The organism is Streptomyces sp. NPDC001157 (assembly GCF_053598255.1).
The window spans coordinates 265,536-282,022 of sequence record NZ_JBSFJW010000003.1; the positions used below are offsets into that span (position 1 = coordinate 265,536).

Below are 16,487 nucleotides of genomic sequence, written 5' to 3' on the forward strand. Positions count from 1 at the left end.
GTTGGTGTGGCCCGTGAGGGTGGCCCGTACGGCCCCCGCCTCCAGATCCCACACCCGCACCGACTCGTCGTCGCTGGTGGTGACAGCATGAGGACGGCCCTCGATCGGCACCACCACCACCGAAGTCACCCAGTCAATGTGGCCCGTGAGGGTGACGGAAGGGACGTCGAGTCTCTCCAGGTCCCACACCCGCACCGACCCGTCGTCGCTGGTGGTGACAGCATGAGGACGGCCCTCGATCGGCACCACCACCACCGAAGTCACCGAGCCCGTGTGGCCGCTGAGGGTGGCACGTTCGGCTCCCGTCTGCAGGTCCCACACCCGCACCGGCTCTTCGTCGCTGGTGGTGACGGCATGAGGACGCCCCTGGATCTGGGCCACCACCACCGAAGTCACCGAGCCGAAGTAGTAGCGGGTGAAGGTGGCCCGTTCGGACCCCGCTTCCAGGTCCCACACTCGCATCGTGCGGTCGTGGCTAGTGGCGACGACGTGGGGGCGTCCGTCGATCTGCGCCACCACCACCGCAGTCACCGAGCCGAAGTAGTGGCCGGCGAGGGTGGCACGTTCGGTCCCCGCCTCCAGGTCCCACACCCGCACCGACCCGTCGTCGCTGGTGGTGACAGCATGAGGACGGCCCTCGATCGGCACCACCACCACCGAAGTCACCGAGCCCGTGTGGCCGCTGAGGGTGGCACGTTCGGCCCCCGCATCCAGGTCCCACACCCGCACTGACCCGTCGTCGCTGGTGGTGACGGCATGAGGACGGCCCTCGATCGGCGCCACCACCACCGCAGTCACCGAGTCCGTGTGGCCGGTAAGGGTGGCGTGGTGGGCGGGGTTGACGAGGGTGCCGGTGGCCCAGCGGGGTGCCCAGGGGCGGGTGCGTGACAGGCGGGCGGCGAGGTGGGGTTGCTGGTAGCGGGCGGCGTCGATCGCGAGGATGTCACGGCGTTGGTCGGGCGTTAGGGCGATGTGGATGTTGGCAGAGGCACGGTAGACCGCGGCGGCGAGGCGGGCGTCGGCCGTTTGCATGGCCGGAGTGTGCAGGGCGAACGCATTCAGGAGGTGAGCGGGTTGGGCATGGACAAGGTACTCAGTGTCACGCACGAAGCCGCTGAGGATATCTCCGGCGGCGGCATGGGTGGCAACGTGGTGGCGGATGTAGGGGTGGGCTGCGCGCCAGTCACTGAGGTTGGTTGCCGGGTCGGTGGGGACGAGGCGGGCTAGTGTTCGGGCGATGAGGGCATGATCGTCGGCTTCGCGACCGGGGCGGCGCAGGTATTCGGCCATGGTCTCGTGGAAGAGGCGGTAGGCGGATCCGTCCGGTGAGCAGGTTTCGGTGATGTAGGCGCCAGCTTGGGCGTGGAGCCAGTCGAGGTCGTCGTTGGAGCAGGGCACGCCGGAGAGGGCTTGGGCGAGCGGAGCCCAGAGGGTGGACCACGGCATGCCTGTGCCCTGGGCGTAGGCGAGCGGGCGCAGGAGCCGTTCGACCTTGGGGCGCTCGGAGCCAAAGCGGTCGAGATAGGCGGCGAATGCCTCCCCGGCATCGCTGGGCAGGCGTTGGAGCCAGTTGGGCTGGCTGGTGTCGACGCAGATCTGGCCGTGGACGAGAGCGCGCGCGGTCATCCGTGCCACCAGGAAGGACGAACCGGCGCGCCGGGCGATGCCATCGGCAACTGTGGCCGCCAGATCGGGCAGGCCTCGATAGGGCGAGCGGGAGTGGGGGTCCTGGGCGTCTTCGAGGAGAGCTTGGGTGTAGGCGGCGATGTCACCGGCGGTGAGGTAGGCCGGCTTGTCGAGGTCGATGAGACGGACGGCGTGGCCGAGGGCACGTATTTGCGGGGATCGAGTGCCGATCACGAGCCGCACCGAAGGCAGCACGGACAGGGGCTGGAGGAGTTCACGGGCGACGCGCAGGCTCTCGCGTGCATCGCCGGCGGTTCCGGCCTCGTCCAGAGAGTCGACTACGACAGCCACCGGGCTGGTGCGGGTTCCCAGGGCGGTCAGGATGTCGTCACGGCCGGCTTCGGCGGGCAGGCTCAGCGCCCCGGCGAGGTCGGCCACCAGATCCTCCAACGGCACACGGCGCGCATGCAGGGCAATCACTGGCAGCGAGCCCGGCCGCGGCAGACTGTCCGCGGTCGCCGATGATGCGCTGTGCGGCGAGGTTGGCAGGGCTGGGTCGCAGTAGGTCAGCAGGCGCCCCAGCAAGGCCGACTTGCCGGAGCCGGGCTTCCCGGTGACGACGCGGGCCTTGCGGTCGTGCTCAGCGCCGGGGGTGGCGAGGAACGCAGCGAGTTCGTGCAGCGCCCGGGTCCGGCCGGTGAAGTAGTCGCCGTGCTCGCCAGCATGCTCCACGCCCCGGCTGCGCGGACCGAAGAACCCTGCGTGACGGTGTCGCAGCTTGGCCAGTGCGGCGAGATCGATGCCGTCGGCGGGCAGGCCTGGGATGTAGATGCGGCTGGGGAAGAAGGGGTCCTGGCCGTCGGTCTCGGAAGTGGTCAGACGGGCCTGCTGGAGCGACCAGTGCTCGGCGAAATACTCGTTGATGCGTTCGGTGACTTCCCGCACGCTCATGAACTGCTGGGTCGGACCGTGTCGGGGGTTGGTGAACGCATCGGTGAGCGCATCAACGAACGCGTTGTCCTTGGCGCGGTCCTTCGCACGGGCGGCCGCCAGGTGCCACCGGTTCGCGCGTTTCCGGTGGAGGTGGGCGAGTTCCCCGGCCAGCCGGTTGATGTCCTGCGTGCCGGCCGCGGCGTAGCAGGTGTCGAGCATGACCAGCAGATGCCCGACCTCGCTCATCACCAGCGGCCGCGCCAGGTCTTCAGCCGGCAGGGCCCGTGCACGGCGGCCGGGCTGGCTGTCGATGCACTGGAGGTAATGGCGGTCAGCGGCTCGGATCCCGTGGCCAGCGAAGTACACGACCACGATGTCCTGCGGGCCCAGCGATGTCTCTTCCACCCAGTTCTCGATGCCCTCGGCGAGCATGGCTCGTGTCGGGTTGCGGACGAGGCTGGGAAGGACGTGCGTGTAGCCCATGGGCTCTAGCAGCTCACGCACCCGCTCCGCGTCCCGCCCTGCACCGGGCAAATCAGTAATCCCCGAGTCCTGGTAGGTCTCCACCCCGGCAGTGATCAGGAAACGACGCCCATGCCCTCGTCCCGGCTGGTGGGACGGCTGTGTTGCACACACCGCCGCTACTCCTGCAGGCCAGCAGCGATCGCGGACGACGTCTTCGGCGCCGTCAGATACCGCTGGAGATTATGCATCTGCACCCCATTGGTGATCGTCCGGTCGGCCACTGATCCGGCAGGCCCGGGGACGAAATGAGGTTTCAGGGCGTTTACGAGGGCCACAATGTCGCCGGGGTCGGCGACGTTCGTCCATCGCGCCACGCTCCCCGGCCACGCCCCGCGGCCGTTGGCTGGCAGGGGGCTGAGGCGGCGGAAGATCACCGGCAGGCCCAGCGGCGAGCCCAAGGTCACGAGGTCCGTTACCGGCCACTCCGGATGCTCGCACAATGCCTCGTACGCAACCACGGACCCCAGCGAATGCGCCACCATCACCCTGGTATCCGCGCTGATCTCCGCAGCCACCGCCGCGCGCGCCGCCTGCCAGACGGGCGGCTCGTCTAAGTAGCGGCGGACCTGTTTCAGCTCACCGATCAGCATCCGCTCGGTCACCGGCTTGAAAAAGCGTGCCCTGGACAGCGCGTCCAAGGCCGCCCGCACCCGCTGCGATAACAGCAGCCGCGACGTACCGAACGCCACCGCTCCGCGGGTGCCTTCCTCCTCGACGGGGGGAACCTGGTCATCGATAGCCGCAGCCTGCTGCCACCATGCGCCAAGAAGGTCCGCTTCAAGCCCCTCCTCGACATCGTGCTCATCCCACGGCGGCAGCTCGTCAGACCGCGTACCCGGCTCGACGAACACGTTCCCGTAAAACGCACACACCACATCCGCAGGCGCCAGCCGCACTGCCGACGCCAGACGCACACCGTCACGCAGCGCGGTCCCCAGCCGCAGCGACAGCAGCTCCGGTCCCTCATATTGCTGGCCGATCCCGTGCACGAGCACAACTCGCGCCATCACACCCACCCCCGAACGCGATCCCCCAGTAACTCAGCCTAAAGGCTGTCCCGCAATGAGCGAACCGGGTGCAGGGAACCAGTCGTCACGCGTCCTGGTAGAGATTGACGATGTTGCCGTCGGGATCGCGCAGCCACACCGAACGGCGGCCCCAAGGCTGGGTGGTCGGCGGCTTGAGGATCTCGACGCCCCGAGCCCGCAGCCGTTCGTGGCGTGCGTCCACGTCGGCGACCTGGAACTCCAGGGTGAAGCCTCCGCTCGCAGCAGCAGCCATAGAGCCGGGCACCATCGACTCCATGCCCTGAGTGGAGAAGAACGACAGGACTGCGCCGGGGACCATCACCCGGGCGAAGGGGTCACTCCCTTCGACATCTGCGTCCAGGACCGCGGCATAGAAGGCGGCGAGGGCCGGGACATCGTCGGTGATCAGGGCCGTGCCGGTGAAGTGTGGCTGCATCCCGGCATCGTAGATCGAGGGTCGGACACAGGTCCTGGAGACAAGGAGCCTGCCGGTCAGGGGTGACATGATCTTGCCGTGCCTGGTGTGATCACGGCGTCGGAGCCTTCCTGGATAGCCCCGTTCGCCGGGCTGAGCCCACGTCAGTTCGGCAAGCTCATCACCGCGTTGCGGCGCGAGGGCGCGGACTCGGTGCGCAAGGGCCGGCCATGGAGTCTCCCGTTGGAGGACCGGGTCCTGCTGGTCGTCGCGTACTGGCGCACCAACCTCACGCTGCGGCAGCTGGCACCGCTGTTCGGGGTGTCGAAGTCGGCCGCCGACCGCATCATCGGCCACCTCGGTCCTTCGCTCGCGCTCCAGCAGCGCAAGAGATTCCGCAAGGACGCCGTGCTGATCGTGGACGGAACTCTGGTCCCCACTCGCGATCACACCATCGCCGAGCAGTCGAAAAACTACCGGTACTCCACCAACCACCAGGTCATCATCGACGCCGACACCCGTCTGGTCGTCGCCGTCGGCCGGCCACTCCCCGGCAATCGCAACGACTGCACGGCATGGGAACTGTCCGGGGCGAAAGCCGCCGTCGGCACGACCACCGTCATTGCGGACGGCGGCTACCGCGGCACCGGCCTGGTCATCCCACACCGCCGACAGAAGAGCCAGGGCGAACTCCCGGCCTGGAAGGAGGAACACAACGCCTCCCACCGCAAAGTTCGGGCCCGCGTCGAGCACGCCTTCGCCCGCATGAAGACCTGGAAGATCCTGCGCGACTGCCGCCTCAAGGGCGACGGTGTCCACCACGCCATGCTCGGCATCGCCCGCATGCACAACCTCGCCCTCGCCTGGTGACCGAGAAGACGAGCAGGTCAGTCAGCACGCTGGAGATCATTTACGGGACAAGACTTAGCCACGCGTTCAATCCATTGCAGGCGAATCGTCAGCCCCCCTTCGACGACCTGCCGTGTTCCTGCACTGGCCGTTTTCCCTCTGCCGGCAGTTGTCCCGAGCAGCACGCCTACCTTCGTGTTCCATTCTTCGGCAAGGTGATCCGGACCTCCTGACACCAGCCAGCCCCCTTCGCACCGATGCCTGGGCGCGCTAGATCTCGGTGTGCAGTTTCAACAGGACTCTGACCCGCGAGCAGCATCCGCCCTGGATTCCCGGAGCGCCTTCCACGTTGCGGCCCCGCGCGGCCGTTGCTTTGGCTAGAATCCGCCGCATGTCCGACTCCCTCAGCTCTGCCTCTGTGACCAGCAGTCGGCATGAGGGGCGGGGCGGGCCTGCGGTGTGGCAGATCGTTCCGGCGCGGAATACTGCGTTCACCGGCAGCGTCGCGTTTACCTACGCTGGCTTCAACCGTTCTTGGGCACCTCTCCTCACCCACCTGGTGCAGCCCCGCTGGACGCTGATGGATCGGTGGAATGGGGGTCTGCGGGACGCGCTCCGTTTGGTGCTGGTGGCCGACGACGAGGCGCGAGCGGTGGAAGCGACGCGAAAGGAGTGGGCTGCCGTCGCTTTGACGCGAAGGCTGTTGCGGTCATCTGAGGAGTACACAGGCCTTTCTTCGATCACTGCTGCCGTGATCTATGTAGGTTTTTCCGCTCTGTTGCGGCTCATTGAGCCGCCGTCACTGGACGATCTAGAGCGGGCGGCTAGGGCAGTTGACCGGGATCTCCGGATGGCCCGGGACATCCTGTATGCCCTGTCGACTAGTCGCAGCTACGAGTTCGACGATCATTCGCCACCTCATGCGTCGTCGCCGTGCGGTGTTATCCGTTTCGCTGCACCTCTCATCCCTCGAGCTCCTGGAAGGACGGGTGTTCCGCCTGGCCCTTCCAGCATGTGCGTGCTTGCCGCCTGACGTTCTTCGGACCCGCGCGGCCGCGCCGGTAGTTCGAGAGGTATGTCATTGGACAGGCTCACTTTGTGGGTGCTGGCGTTTGTCGGCTTCATCAGCGTTGCGTGCGTACTGGGCGCGAGGCTGGCCAACGACGTCGAGCAGTTTTTCGGTGCGTGGATCGGCACGTTCCAGCGCCTCCGCAATAGGCTCCATCATCGAGAGGACGAGGAGCTTCCTGGCGGCGAGGACGAAGAGGAGGGCAGCTCCTGACGCTGAACCGGTGGATCCTGGGCTGTGGGGCCTGGTAGTCGCCAAGCCCCACAGCGTTGAGATCGGTCAGGCGATCAACTAGTCAGCGGTGCCGGTCGGGTATCCGCCGGCACGCTGCTCGCGCGTCAGTCTTTCGGCGCGGTTGGTGCGGGATATGGGCAGCAGGCTTGTGGCGTCAACTCCGTGGTTGATGGCTTCGTGGAGGGCGTCGGCGAAGTCATCGTCGGGGTCGAGGCTCAGGGCGCGTTTGAGGGCGTAGCGGGCGGTAGGGATATCGTCCTGTCGCCAGGCGACGGCGGCGAGGAGGGTGAGTGCGGGGACAGCTGCGGCCTCGTACGGGGGGATGGCGCGGCGGGCGAGGAAGGCCCACAGGCGGCGGGCGTGGGGCAGGTCGTCGTCCTCGATGTGTTCGAGGCCGTGGTCTCGGGCCCATTCGTCGTTGAGGCCGAAGCTGAGTCGGGCGGTGATGTCGTGGGCGAGTTCGGTGGCGCCGGCGCGGACGTCGCGTATCGCGTTGTCCAGGAGTGCGTGGGTGGCCTGCAGGTATGTGTCGTCGTCGGAGGGGTTGGCGCAGTAGTGGGCCCAGGCTGCGCCTTCGTTGTCGAGGGCGCGGCGCAGGTCGACGGCGTCCTCTGGCTCGGTGGGCTGGAACTCTTGGGTGATCTCGCTGGTGCGGCGGCCGGGAGTCCAGCCGTGGCGGGCAAGTTGGGCGGCGACGCTGGTGGGGTCGTCGGGGCTGGGGAGCGTCTCGCCCTCGCAGCATCCGGGGAGGTGGCATTCGTAGGCCCACCAGCGGTTGTCCACGAGGGCGATGGTCGACTGGACAGAGCTGCGGCCGATGTCGGTGAAGGCGTCGACGAAGTAGTCGGCCAGGGGCCGAAGGGCCTCGGCGGTCTCCTCGGCGCTCTCGCCGGGGCGCGGGGTGCGGCAGAGGAAGACAACGATGTCCAGGACGTCGGGGTGTCCGGGCGCGTGTGTGATCTGGATGAACTTGGCCGCGAAGGCTGCGGCGGTTGCCTGCCAGGTGGCGGAGTCCTCGGGGAGCGAGATGGTCATGGTCGGCCCGGTGCCGGTCTCGGTGTCGTTACGGCCGTGGAGGGCGATGCAGTCCTCGGGCTGGTGGCCGACGAGGAAGGGTAGGAGTTGGGCGAAGTCGGCAGGGCCATCGACCTTGATGCGGGGGTTTGGCGTTTTCACTTCGGGGTGCCTTCTTTCTGAGTTGCGTTGGTCCGCTGGGGCCGGGAGCGCGTCTCTGGGGCAGGGCCGTATGTGGTGGCGCGGATGCGTTTGGGCTTGGTGGTGAGGGAGCGGATGAGTCCGTCGCGCAGGACGGCATCGATGGCTGCCGCGACGTCGGCGGTGTGCCGGATGGGGATGGTGCGGTGCCAGGTGCGGCCGGGCTGAAGGCGTGCGTCGTTGGCGGCTTGGGCCTCGGCTTGCTCTGCCGCCGTGCCGTCGGGGACTGCTGGCAGGTGGGGGCCTGCGGCGATCCAGGTCTGGATGATCAGGTCGTCTCCTTGGAGGCGCAGGCCGATGCGGTGGCCTTCGGGGTGGGTGTAGAGGGCGGTGCGGTCGGGGGTGTCGGTGTCCTCCTTGGTCCAGGGCGGTTTGAGGTCGGGGGCGAGTTGACCGAGCGGCTGGTCGAGGCCGGTGGGTGGGGGCTGGGCAAAGGCGGGTCGGCGCCTGCTCCGGGTGGGGGTGGCGCGCGGTCGTGCGAGGTCGTCTTCGTCGCTCATGCGGCGGTCGTCTCCTTCCCGGAGATGAGGTCGTCCACGAGACGGAAGGCGCGGCGGGAGGCGACGATGGTGTTTGCGGTGTCGACGTAGCGGTCGCGTTGCTCGAAGGAGTCCTTGGCTTCGGCGAGGGTCTTGGCGTAGCCGCCGTCCTCGAGGGCGAGGGAGTCGGCGCAGCCGATGAAGCACTTGGGGCCGAGGTCCCAGATGATCGCGTTGACGGCTGCGCACGCCGCGGCAAGCGTGTCGATGTCGTTGCCGTACCAGAGGTAGTCGTGCGGGTTGAGGCCGAGGTCGCGGAGCCGTTGGGCGACGGAGCGGAGCATGGTGCCGGAGCCGACGGCGGGTTCCCGGATGGCCAGGTCTGGCTGAGCGAAGTCCTTGTCGACGAGCATGTTGGCCAGCAGGTCGGTGACGCCGGGCGGCGTGTGGTACTCGCCGCGCCACTTCTTGTCGCTCTTGTGGCGCAGGCCGGTCAGCAGTGGGCTGAGGACGTCGGTTTCGGCGCGCATGTACGGGTCGTCGTGGCCGGTGAGGTCCAACAGGCCCTGGTTGAGGGCGCGGTGGGTGACGGCCTGCACGGCTTGGAGTTGGTGGGGGTCGGGTTCGGGGTTCCAGGCCCAGTCGTGCAGGCGCATGGCGCGGTCGATCAGGTCGGGGCGCTTGAGCCAGTAGCCGAGGTAGATCTCCTTGAAGAGCTGGGGCAGTTCGTGCGGCTCGCGCGCCATGATCCAGTCGGCCAGTCCGTTGCCGGTTCCCTCGGGCTGGCGCAGGAGTGCGAGGGCGGCGACGGTGCCGAGGGGGACGTCGATGCTGCTGCCGCCGTGGCTCTGATACCAGGCGGCGATGACGTTCTCGGCAATCTTGCGAGCGTGCTCGTGCGGATCGCGCGGCGCGAGGATCTTGCGCCAGGTGGTCTTCGCAGGGCGTACGGCTGCCTTGGATTTCGGAGGGGCCTTCTTCGCCCAGCTCGGTGCGGGGCGGGCCGCGGCGGGTGCTGCCGCCCGCGGCAGGAATATGTCGTCGTCGGGCACGGGGGCTCCTTGGGGTGCGCGCATGGGGCCGCCCCGGTGCGCGGCCGGGGCGGCGTGGAGGGTGCGGTGGCGGGGTTCAGTCGGCCTCGCGTTGGGCCTGGAGTTGAGCTGCGAGGCCGCGTATCTCGACGGCGGCGGCCGCCTCGGGGTGTCCGGTCTCGCGCAGGCCGGTGGCCAGGAACATCAGGGCCAGTTCGTCCGCGGCCACGCCCGCGACCAGTTCCTCGAAGCTGAGGTGCCGCAGGGAGTCGGGGCGGTGGACGTAGCCGATGCGGAGGGTCTTCTCGATCTCCTTGAGGACGTCGGCGGCCTGTTCTTCGGTGAGGTTGAGGAGAGAGGACCAGGCGTTGAGGGTTTCGTCGTCGACCGGGAGCTTCACGGTGCTGGGGCCTTTCTGGAGGGCGTCGCCCACCCGCCTGGTGCGGGTGGGCGACGGAGGCGGTCAGGAGGGGAAGGGGTTGCTCCGGTGGTCGGGGTGGACGACGGCCCACAGCCCGGCGGGCATGGGTTCGGTGATGACGCCCCATCCGGCCCAGCGCATGACGGCGAGGTAGCCGAGGCTGCCGCCGGCGAAGCCGGTGCGGGCCTCGCAGTCGGGGTCGGGCGCGATGAAGACCCAGCCGGGCAACTCGTCACAGGAGGGCAGGACCTGGAAGCCGGGGCGCAGTTCGTGGATGCCGACGGTGACGATGGGCGGCAGGCCGGCGGCGTCGAGGACTCGGATGGCCTGCTGGATGTGGGCGTGGTCGTGGTGTTCGGGTAGGGTGCCGACGCCCTTGCGGATGGCCTGTCGGGGCGGCTTGGTGCCCTGGCTGGCGTGGTAGATGTCCATGAGGAGTAGGGCGTCTTCGATGCGTCCGGCGTAGCGCAGGGCGAGGTTGGCGACGACGGCGACCACGTGGCGGTCGCCGCCCATGAGGCGCCGGAACTGCTCGTCGGTCAGATCCTGGAATTGGTTGGCGCGTATGACCGCGTGGGTGCGGGATGCCGTGCGCAGGGCGCGGGCGACGTATTCGGGTTCTGTACCGATGTGTTGGGCGAGGGTCTGAATTCCTCGGGTGTAGGTCATGGGGTGGTCTCCAAGAGGGCGCTTGCACGTATGGGTGCGCCCCCGGCCGTGGGGCCGGGGGCGCAGGGTGATCTGGGGGTTTGGTGGTTGCTAGCGGCGTCCGCCGCATCCGGCGTGGCCGCAGCCTCCGCAGAAGCCGCCTCGGTTGCACGCGCACGGACAGCCGCTGCTCTGGATTCACATTTCCAATCCCCTTTCCAATTCGGCCATTTCCGAATTGCTTACTTATATCTTAATGGCAAATACCCCAGAAGCAATATCCACCCAATCGAATTCGCATTTATTTTCCGCAATTCAAATTCCCTGATTGGCGGATGCCGGGATGAGGTCGGGCCACCGCACCGCTTCCAGGGCCCGCCGGTGGGTGTCGGGTACCGGCACGGTGGGGTAGCCGAGCCAGTCGAGTCCCATCGCGGCGAGGATCGCGGTGTCGGCCTGGTCGTAGCGCCCGGGCCCGTCGCTTGGCCACGCGGGAGCGTTCCTTGCGCGGCAGGTGTTGCGCCGGGTTCGCGCGGCCGGTGGCGTAGATGGTGCGGTGGTGGGGGTTAGCAACGGCGTACGGGATGCGCCGGCGCCACAGGTACTGGGTCACCAGCCACCACAGTCCGGCCAGTTCGTGGTGCCCGGCCTGTCCGCCCTGTGCGTACGCGGCGCCCTCGACGACCACCAGGTCCGCGCCGTCCTTCAAGCACATGGCGACGGCGGCGAGCAGCCAGTCCATCCGTTCGTGGGCGCGCCGCCTGCCGGGCCGGGCCGCGAACGCCCAGTCCGTCCCCGCGATCCCGGTCGAGGTCAGGGAGAGGTCGAGGCCGATGACGCGTGGCTGCCACTCCCCCGCGGCCTGCACGCTGGGCAGCGTCACGGGCGCGCTCTGGATCGGGGTGTTCACTGCTCACCCTCGGCCTGGGCGGCGAGGTGCTGAGTGATCAGCCGGTCGGCATCCCGGACGGCGGCGTCCTTCTGCCTGGCGGTCCATTCACCGAAGCAGCCTTCGACCGGCCCCCACAGGTACCACCCGGTGTCGTGGTATCCGGCCTTCGGGTTCCTCTTGCGGTGGGCCAGCTCCCACCAGCCGTTGCGCCAGCGCCACAGGCGCCGTGGTTCGGCGTCGGGCAGCCAGCCCGCGCGCTCGACCAGGTTCTGAAAGCGCGCCAGGTCGACGCGCATCAGAGCGTTCTCGCGCAGAGCGTCCGGCTCGGGCCGGGCCGGTGATCCCGGCCGGTGGCTCAACTGGTGGCTGAGCTGGGCCGCGTCGTCCAGCCGCTCGGGCGACTGCGTGGCGTGGCGGTGGGCGCGGTGGCGCGCCGAGAGCCACGCCGAGCGGTAACGGTGCAGGCGGTCGAGGGCGACGCCGAGTTGATCGCGCTGCCGGTCGCGCTGCCCGGCTACGCGGCGCAGGACGGTGGCGGCGCCAGCAGCGGAATGGGCGTCAAGCCATTGGGCGGTGGCTTCTATCTCGGTTCCCACGGGGTGGTTCATCAAGGGCTCCTTCGGGCGGCCGCCGCCCCGGCGCACACCGGGGCGGCGGCATGGTGTGCGGGGTTACGGGCGGGGCGTCTCGGGGGCCTTCTCGCGGGGTGTCTTGGGTGCCTTCTGGATGCAGTTGCCGGACTTCGGCATGGGCGCGCGGCCCGCCACCAGGTCCTGGAAGCGCACCCCGGGGCGGAACTTCACGACGCGCAGGGCGGGGACCGTCACCGTCTCGCCGGTCTGCGGGTTGCGGGCACGGCGCTTGGGGCGGCGCTGGGGTACGAGGGTGCCGAAGCCGGTGACCGCGACCGGGTCGTCGGCGGCGACGGCGCGCACCATGGCGTCGAGGACGATCTCCACGGCCTCGGTCGGCGTGAGGCGGCTGCCGCCCTTGTCGGCGACGGCCTGGATGAGCTGAGCCTTGTTCACTGGTCTTCTTCCTTCACTTCGTCGACAGAGCTGGGCAGTTGGGGCGCTGCGCAGGGATCACCGGGGAGGGCACGCCACCTGGCGGGGAGGGCGTGGAGGCCGAAGCCCGGATCAACGGCGGCGGCGACGTGGTCCACGGCGCACTCACCTCCCTCCGCGATCCTCAATATCCGTTTCAATGATGTCTCCTATCTTTTGAGTGTTTGGGGCTCGTCGCTTCGCGCGTCTGGCGGCCTGGGCGAGTCGTGCGGCCTCCCGGCACAGGGAGCAGGCCGTCTCTCCGCGCCGGTTGTGGGCGCGGGCGCCGGCCTCGGTGCCGTGGGTGATCGGCGAGGCGCCTTCAGCGAGTTCGCCTGGGTCGGCGTTCTCGCAGGTGGCGCGGATCTGGCCATCGAGCCAGAGCCGTCCGCCGCAGATTCCGTCGAACCTCGAGGTGCGGGGCCGGACGAGGCTGATGCACTCGGATCGGAACGGGCACTGCTGGCAGACCTGCAGCAGCTGCTGTGTCTGCGCTGCCCTGAGCGTGTCGTCGGAGACGTCGTCGGGGGTGAAGCGCCCGTCCCCGCCGCACGGTGCACCGCGGACCCACCAAGGGCTGCTCATCTGGTGGTTCTCCGGGCGGCTACGCGGTCGGGGGCAGCGGCAGAAGCCGTATCTGGCTGCTGGGGCTGATGCCGTACGGGTGGACGTAGTCACAGGGCATGGGCATCAGGTGCCGGTCGGTCAGGGCCGGGAGGGCGAACACCTGGCTGAGCAGCCGGGTAAGGACGGTGTCGCAGTCGGCCGGCCACGTCGGCGGCGTCCGCAGCGGAGTGCCGTCATCGGCTTCGCCCGCGAGGATCTCGATGATCCGGCCTCCCGCGCTGTGGCCGTCGGCGATGACCGCGGTCGCCTCCGGATGATGGTCGCGTACCAGCTCTGCCACGCGGGCGGCCCTGTCGGCCGGGGGCAGCTCCAGCAGCCATGAGTTGCCCTCGGAGGCCGAGTTGCGGTGGACCGACGCCCACGCCGGGGAGCTGTAGGGGGCGAGTGCCGTCTGCACGTCGTCCTCGATGTCGTGCGCGATGGCGTCGAGCGGATGCTCGGCGCCGCTCTCGTCCTCAAGGTTGGACCACAGTTCGGGGCACGTTCCGAGCGGGCTGGGCTGGGCGCCCAGCACGCCGTGCAGGTCGAGGGTGCGTGAGCCGTAGTAGGCGAAGGTCACGTAGACGGCTTCCGGGCAGGCGGCGCGGATCTTCGCGGTGATGTGGTCGAGGACTGCGAGGCTGTACGCCTTGTCGATGCGGCGGCGTTCGGCCTTCAATGCTCCTCGCTGCTCGGCGAGGCTGGCGAGTTGAGCGATCTGATCGGGTGTCATGACGGGGGGCCTTTCTCGGGGTGGGGGGTCAGGTCAGGACGGGTATGAGGCGTTCTCCGAAGTGGCGGGCGACGTTGACGCTCACGGCCTGTCCGGCCTGCTGGGTCACTTCGGCCTTGTTGCCGACGGGCTCGAAGGAGTCGGGGAACCGCTGGGCTGCGAGCTGCTCGCGTGGCTGGAGCATGCGGAAGTAGCAGTCCTCGATGGCGGGCGCGTTGCGCACCACGGCCGCTGAATCGCGGGTGGTCATGGTGTGCAGGGGCTCGTCGGCCGTCTTGGGCGTGCTGCTCTTGCGGTAGGGGATGACGAGCGTGCTGCGGGCCCGGTCGCGGACAGCCCCGTCCGGGACAACGAGGCCGTGGTGGCGGGCGGTGGCCAGGGTGCTGATCGGGTTGGACACCGGGGCGGCGTCGCAGTTGTTGCGGAACTCCACGATGAACGGGGCCGGATCGAGCGTCACCAGGGCTTCGCTCTCCCGTGTGGTGCGGGTGCGCATCGGCCCGTCCACCGGGTAGGCGGTGTCGTTCCAGGAGCCGCCGGCCGGTACGAGCAGGGCTTCACCCTGCTTGCCGGTCCGGGTGGGCAGGGGGCGATCGTGCGGCGCGAAGGCCCGGTCGGTGCCGTCCTTGCCGTGGGTGAGGGTCAGGACGCTGGGCTCGAAGGGGTACTTCGCGCGTCCGGCTTCGATGCGCCGCATCGTGTTGGGCACGAGAGGCTTGTCGCGGTCGCCGATCCGGGTGCCGATGTCGTGCCACATGATGATGTCCGAGGCGGGGCGCACGTACGGTTCGACCAGGGCGTGCCCGCAGCGGGCGTGGGGGCAGCGGTAGTCGTACTGCTGGCCGTACTTGCCGACCTTGACTTTCGGGTTGCGCCAGCTCTGGCGGGCCTTGACGTTGCGTCCGCAGGTGAAGCAGTACGCGAGCGGCCTCGCGGCCAGGTCCGGGCGGCGCACGCTCTTGAGCGTGAACACGATGTAGACGCGGTCGCGCCACTGGGGTGCATACGGGTTGGTGTCGGAGCCGATGTGCGCGGAGGACGCGGAGACGATCTGGACGCGGTAGCCCAGCTTCCTCATGGACCTGATCCATTCCGGGAAGAAGGGCCAGTCGGTGACGAACTCCACGACGTTCTCGACCACGACGCAGGGGAACTTCTTGACCGCCGCCGCGCCCAGCACGCACCACGCGGTGGCGCGGGTCATCTCGAAGGCTTCCGGCGGCAGTTGCCGCCACTGTTCCTCTTCCTCGAAGAGGGCTTCCTGCGCGGGGTCGGGTGGGCGGCGGCGGCCGCCTGCGGGGCTGATCTCGGTGCAGATGACCGAGGCCCACAAAAGCTCTGCCCTCGGCAGCCAGCGCATGGGGTAGTTGCGCAGGTCGGCCACCCGCCCGGTGGCACCGGGGAGGTTGAGCTCGAAGGTGTCGATGGCGGTTTGCCAGTGGTTGATGCCGAGGAGGATGTCGAAGCCGGCCTCCTTCAGGCCGAGGGCGTCTCCTCCTGCTCCGCAGAGCAGGGATATGGCTCGGGGCAACGGGATGGATCTCCAGGGGTGGGGCCGCCCGGCCCGGCGGGGGCCGGGCGGCTATTGGTCAGGACTGGTCAGGAGCGCGGAGCGCGCGGTGGTGGCGGCTGTCCTCGATGCCGAGGGCGATGAACGCCGTGAGGCCGAGGAGCAGGAGGATCAGCAGCCAGATCACTGGCGGCGCTCCTTAGCGGGCATCGCGCCAGCCGTTCACGTAGGCACCGACCTCCTCGGCGAGAGGTTCGATGGACAGGTCGCCGGGCGGTTCGGCGTCGCCGGTCGTGGTGTCGTAGATGACCTTCGAGGTGCCGTGCGTGTTGTCGACATGCTGGGCCGTCCAGCCGCCAAGCGCGCTGCGGTCGTCGTGCCAGGGCAGCGACGTGCGCCCAGCGATGGCGATGTACTGCTCGCCGTCGGCGGTGAGCGGGACGACGATGTTCAGCTCGTTGCCGGGCCAGTCCACGCTGACGTCCGTGCAGTGCTGTTCGAGGGCCTCGATGACGTCGGCGTACAGGGCACGGGCCTTGGCCTCGTCGGCCCGGCGCAGGATCTCGACGGCGCTCAGGTAGTGGAGCGTCATTACGCGCCCTCCGGGTCCGTGCTGCGGGTGACGCGGACGGTGGCGATGTAGCCGTCCTTCTCCAGCACCGTGAGCGGGTAGCCGTCGGGCTCGGGCCGCACCCAGACGCGCTGGTAGCCCTCAACGTCCGCGAGGTGATGGCACCACTCGAAGTAGCGGGCGACGGCCATCCCGGGCGTCTCGCTCGCTCCGCCCTGGCTGGTGTTGAGGCCGTAGGGGGCGCAGTACGTGGCCGACGCGGTCAGGCGGGATGTCACCTTGGGGGCGCTGAGTGCGTCGATACGGGCGAACATCGGCAGCAGGCCCGTGTGGCAGTGACGCTGCGGGCCGCCCGGCGCGGAGTCGTACAGGACGGTGTGCCGTGAGGGGTTGTCGATGTCCTGGCGCAGGACGCGCCAGCCGGTGACTTCGGCCGGGTCGAGGGGCAGTCCGTGCTCGGAGGTGATGATCAGTTCGGTGCCGTCCGTCAGGTCCGCGCGGATGAAGGACTCGTCGCTGACGTCGACGTCGGTGGTCCAGCCGAGGTAGCGCAGGGGCGTGATGACGTGCCAGTAGCTGCGGAAGAGCTGGCCCCAGAGCGGGTGAGGCTGGTCGTGGCGGTCGGGCAGTGCCGCGATGGTGGTCATGCAGGTCTC

Annotated in this window: 17 protein-coding genes; 2 read left to right on the plus strand and 15 right to left on the minus strand. The window is 69.0% G+C overall.

The window, feature by feature from the left end:
- From ACWDAG_RS07330 to ACWDAG_RS07340, 3 genes are all read right to left on the minus strand, one after another.
- On the minus strand, window positions 1–3,195 hold a 3,195-nt coding region (locus ACWDAG_RS07330), incomplete at its 3' end, for a caspase family protein (RefSeq protein WP_450694613.1).
- A 5-nt stretch (window positions 3,196–3,200) separates the two neighbouring features.
- Window positions 3,201–4,091 carry an antibiotic ABC transporter ATP-binding protein gene (locus tag ACWDAG_RS07335; protein ID WP_450694614.1) on the minus strand — a complete coding sequence of 297 codons (891 nt, stop codon included), beginning with the start codon at window positions 4,089–4,091 and terminating at the stop codon, window positions 3,201–3,203.
- Window positions 4,092–4,176: 85 nt separating this feature from the next.
- Window positions 4,177–4,548, minus strand: coding sequence for a VOC family protein (locus ACWDAG_RS07340; RefSeq protein WP_344402639.1), 372 nt, complete (start codon window positions 4,546–4,548; stop codon window positions 4,177–4,179).
- Between the two features lie 78 nt (window positions 4,549–4,626).
- Here ACWDAG_RS07340 and ACWDAG_RS07345 point away from each other — a divergent pair, with 78 nt between their 5' ends.
- On the plus strand, window positions 4,627–5,397 hold the full coding sequence (locus ACWDAG_RS07345; RefSeq protein ID WP_450694615.1) for a transposase: 771 nt from the start codon (window positions 4,627–4,629) through the stop codon (window positions 5,395–5,397).
- Window positions 5,398–6,478: 1,081 nt separating this feature from the next.
- Entirely contained in the window at window positions 6,479–6,658 is a 180-nt protein-coding gene (locus ACWDAG_RS07350; protein ID WP_450694616.1) for a hypothetical protein, read from the plus strand.
- A 78-nt stretch (window positions 6,659–6,736) separates the two neighbouring features.
- On the opposite strand, the gene ACWDAG_RS07355 is transcribed toward ACWDAG_RS07350, so the two are convergent.
- From ACWDAG_RS07355 to ACWDAG_RS07410, 12 genes are all read right to left on the minus strand, one after another.
- A complete protein-coding gene (locus ACWDAG_RS07355; protein WP_450694617.1) occupies window positions 6,737–7,855 on the minus strand; it encodes a DUF4192 domain-containing protein in 1,119 nt (372 codons plus the stop codon).
- The gene (locus tag ACWDAG_RS07360; RefSeq protein ID WP_450694618.1) at window positions 7,852–8,394 is read right to left on the minus strand and encodes a hypothetical protein; all 543 of its coding nucleotides are present in this window, start codon (window positions 8,392–8,394) and stop codon (window positions 7,852–7,854) included. Before ACWDAG_RS07360 ends, ACWDAG_RS07355 begins: the two co-directional genes overlap by 4 nt.
- Entirely contained in the window at window positions 8,391–9,425 is a 1,035-nt protein-coding gene (locus ACWDAG_RS07365) for an N-6 DNA methylase (RefSeq protein WP_450694619.1), read from the minus strand. Before ACWDAG_RS07365 ends, ACWDAG_RS07360 begins: the two co-directional genes overlap by 4 nt.
- Before the next feature lie 76 nt (window positions 9,426–9,501).
- Complete coding sequence (locus ACWDAG_RS07370; RefSeq protein WP_450694620.1) at window positions 9,502–9,804, minus strand: hypothetical protein; 303 nt, start codon at window positions 9,802–9,804, stop codon at window positions 9,502–9,504.
- Window positions 9,805–9,867: 63 nt separating this feature from the next.
- Entirely contained in the window at window positions 9,868–10,494 is a 627-nt protein-coding gene (locus tag ACWDAG_RS07375) for a hypothetical protein (RefSeq protein ID WP_450694621.1), read from the minus strand.
- Window positions 10,495–10,774: 280 nt separating this feature from the next.
- Window positions 10,775–11,383: a hypothetical protein gene (locus ACWDAG_RS07380; protein WP_450694622.1), complete on the minus strand. Its 609-nt coding sequence runs from the start codon at window positions 11,381–11,383 to the stop codon at window positions 10,775–10,777.
- Complete coding sequence (locus ACWDAG_RS07385) at window positions 11,380–11,973, minus strand: hypothetical protein (RefSeq protein WP_450694623.1); 594 nt, start codon at window positions 11,971–11,973, stop codon at window positions 11,380–11,382. Before ACWDAG_RS07385 ends, ACWDAG_RS07380 begins: the two co-directional genes overlap by 4 nt.
- Window positions 11,974–12,036: 63 nt before the next feature.
- Window positions 12,037–12,393 carry an HU family DNA-binding protein gene (locus ACWDAG_RS07390; protein WP_450694624.1) on the minus strand — a complete coding sequence of 119 codons (357 nt, stop codon included), beginning with the start codon at window positions 12,391–12,393 and terminating at the stop codon, window positions 12,037–12,039.
- A gap of 622 nt (window positions 12,394–13,015) precedes the next feature.
- Window positions 13,016–13,750: a hypothetical protein gene (locus tag ACWDAG_RS07395; RefSeq protein WP_450694625.1), complete on the minus strand. Its 735-nt coding sequence runs from the start codon at window positions 13,748–13,750 to the stop codon at window positions 13,016–13,018.
- A 28-nt stretch (window positions 13,751–13,778) separates the two neighbouring features.
- Window positions 13,779–15,281, minus strand: coding sequence for a DNA cytosine methyltransferase (locus ACWDAG_RS07400; protein WP_450694626.1), 1,503 nt, complete (start codon window positions 15,279–15,281; stop codon window positions 13,779–13,781).
- 178 nt (window positions 15,282–15,459) lie between these two features.
- On the minus strand, window positions 15,460–15,852 hold the full coding sequence (locus ACWDAG_RS07405) for a hypothetical protein (protein WP_450694627.1): 393 nt from the start codon (window positions 15,850–15,852) through the stop codon (window positions 15,460–15,462).
- Entirely contained in the window at window positions 15,852–16,478 is a 627-nt protein-coding gene (locus ACWDAG_RS07410; RefSeq protein WP_450694628.1) for a hypothetical protein, read from the minus strand. Before ACWDAG_RS07410 ends, ACWDAG_RS07405 begins: the two co-directional genes overlap by 1 nt.
- Window positions 16,479–16,487 lie beyond the last annotated feature (9 nt).

What these genes read in the sequence shown, in the direction of transcription:
- ACWDAG_RS07335 (WP_450694614.1), bottom strand. Translation starts at nt 4,091, where the DNA reads ATGGCGCGAGTTGTGCTCGTGCACGGGATCGGCCAGCAATATGAGGGA.
- ACWDAG_RS07340 (WP_344402639.1), bottom strand. Translation starts at nt 4,548, where the DNA reads ATGCAGCCACACTTCACCGGCACGGCCCTGATCACCGACGATGTCCCG.
- ACWDAG_RS07360 (WP_450694618.1), bottom strand. Translation starts at nt 8,394, where the DNA reads ATGAGCGACGAAGACGACCTCGCACGACCGCGCGCCACCCCCACCCGG.
- ACWDAG_RS07375 (WP_450694621.1), bottom strand. Translation starts at nt 10,494, where the DNA reads ATGACCTACACCCGAGGAATTCAGACCCTCGCCCAACACATCGGTACA.
- ACWDAG_RS07385 (WP_450694623.1), bottom strand. Translation starts at nt 11,973, where the DNA reads ATGAACCACCCCGTGGGAACCGAGATAGAAGCCACCGCCCAATGGCTT.
- ACWDAG_RS07395 (WP_450694625.1), bottom strand. Translation starts at nt 13,750, where the DNA reads ATGACACCCGATCAGATCGCTCAACTCGCCAGCCTCGCCGAGCAGCGA.
- ACWDAG_RS07405 (WP_450694627.1), bottom strand. Translation starts at nt 15,852, where the DNA reads ATGACGCTCCACTACCTGAGCGCCGTCGAGATCCTGCGCCGGGCCGAC.
- ACWDAG_RS07410 (WP_450694628.1), bottom strand. Translation starts at nt 16,478, where the DNA reads ATGACCACCATCGCGGCACTGCCCGACCGCCACGACCAGCCTCACCCG.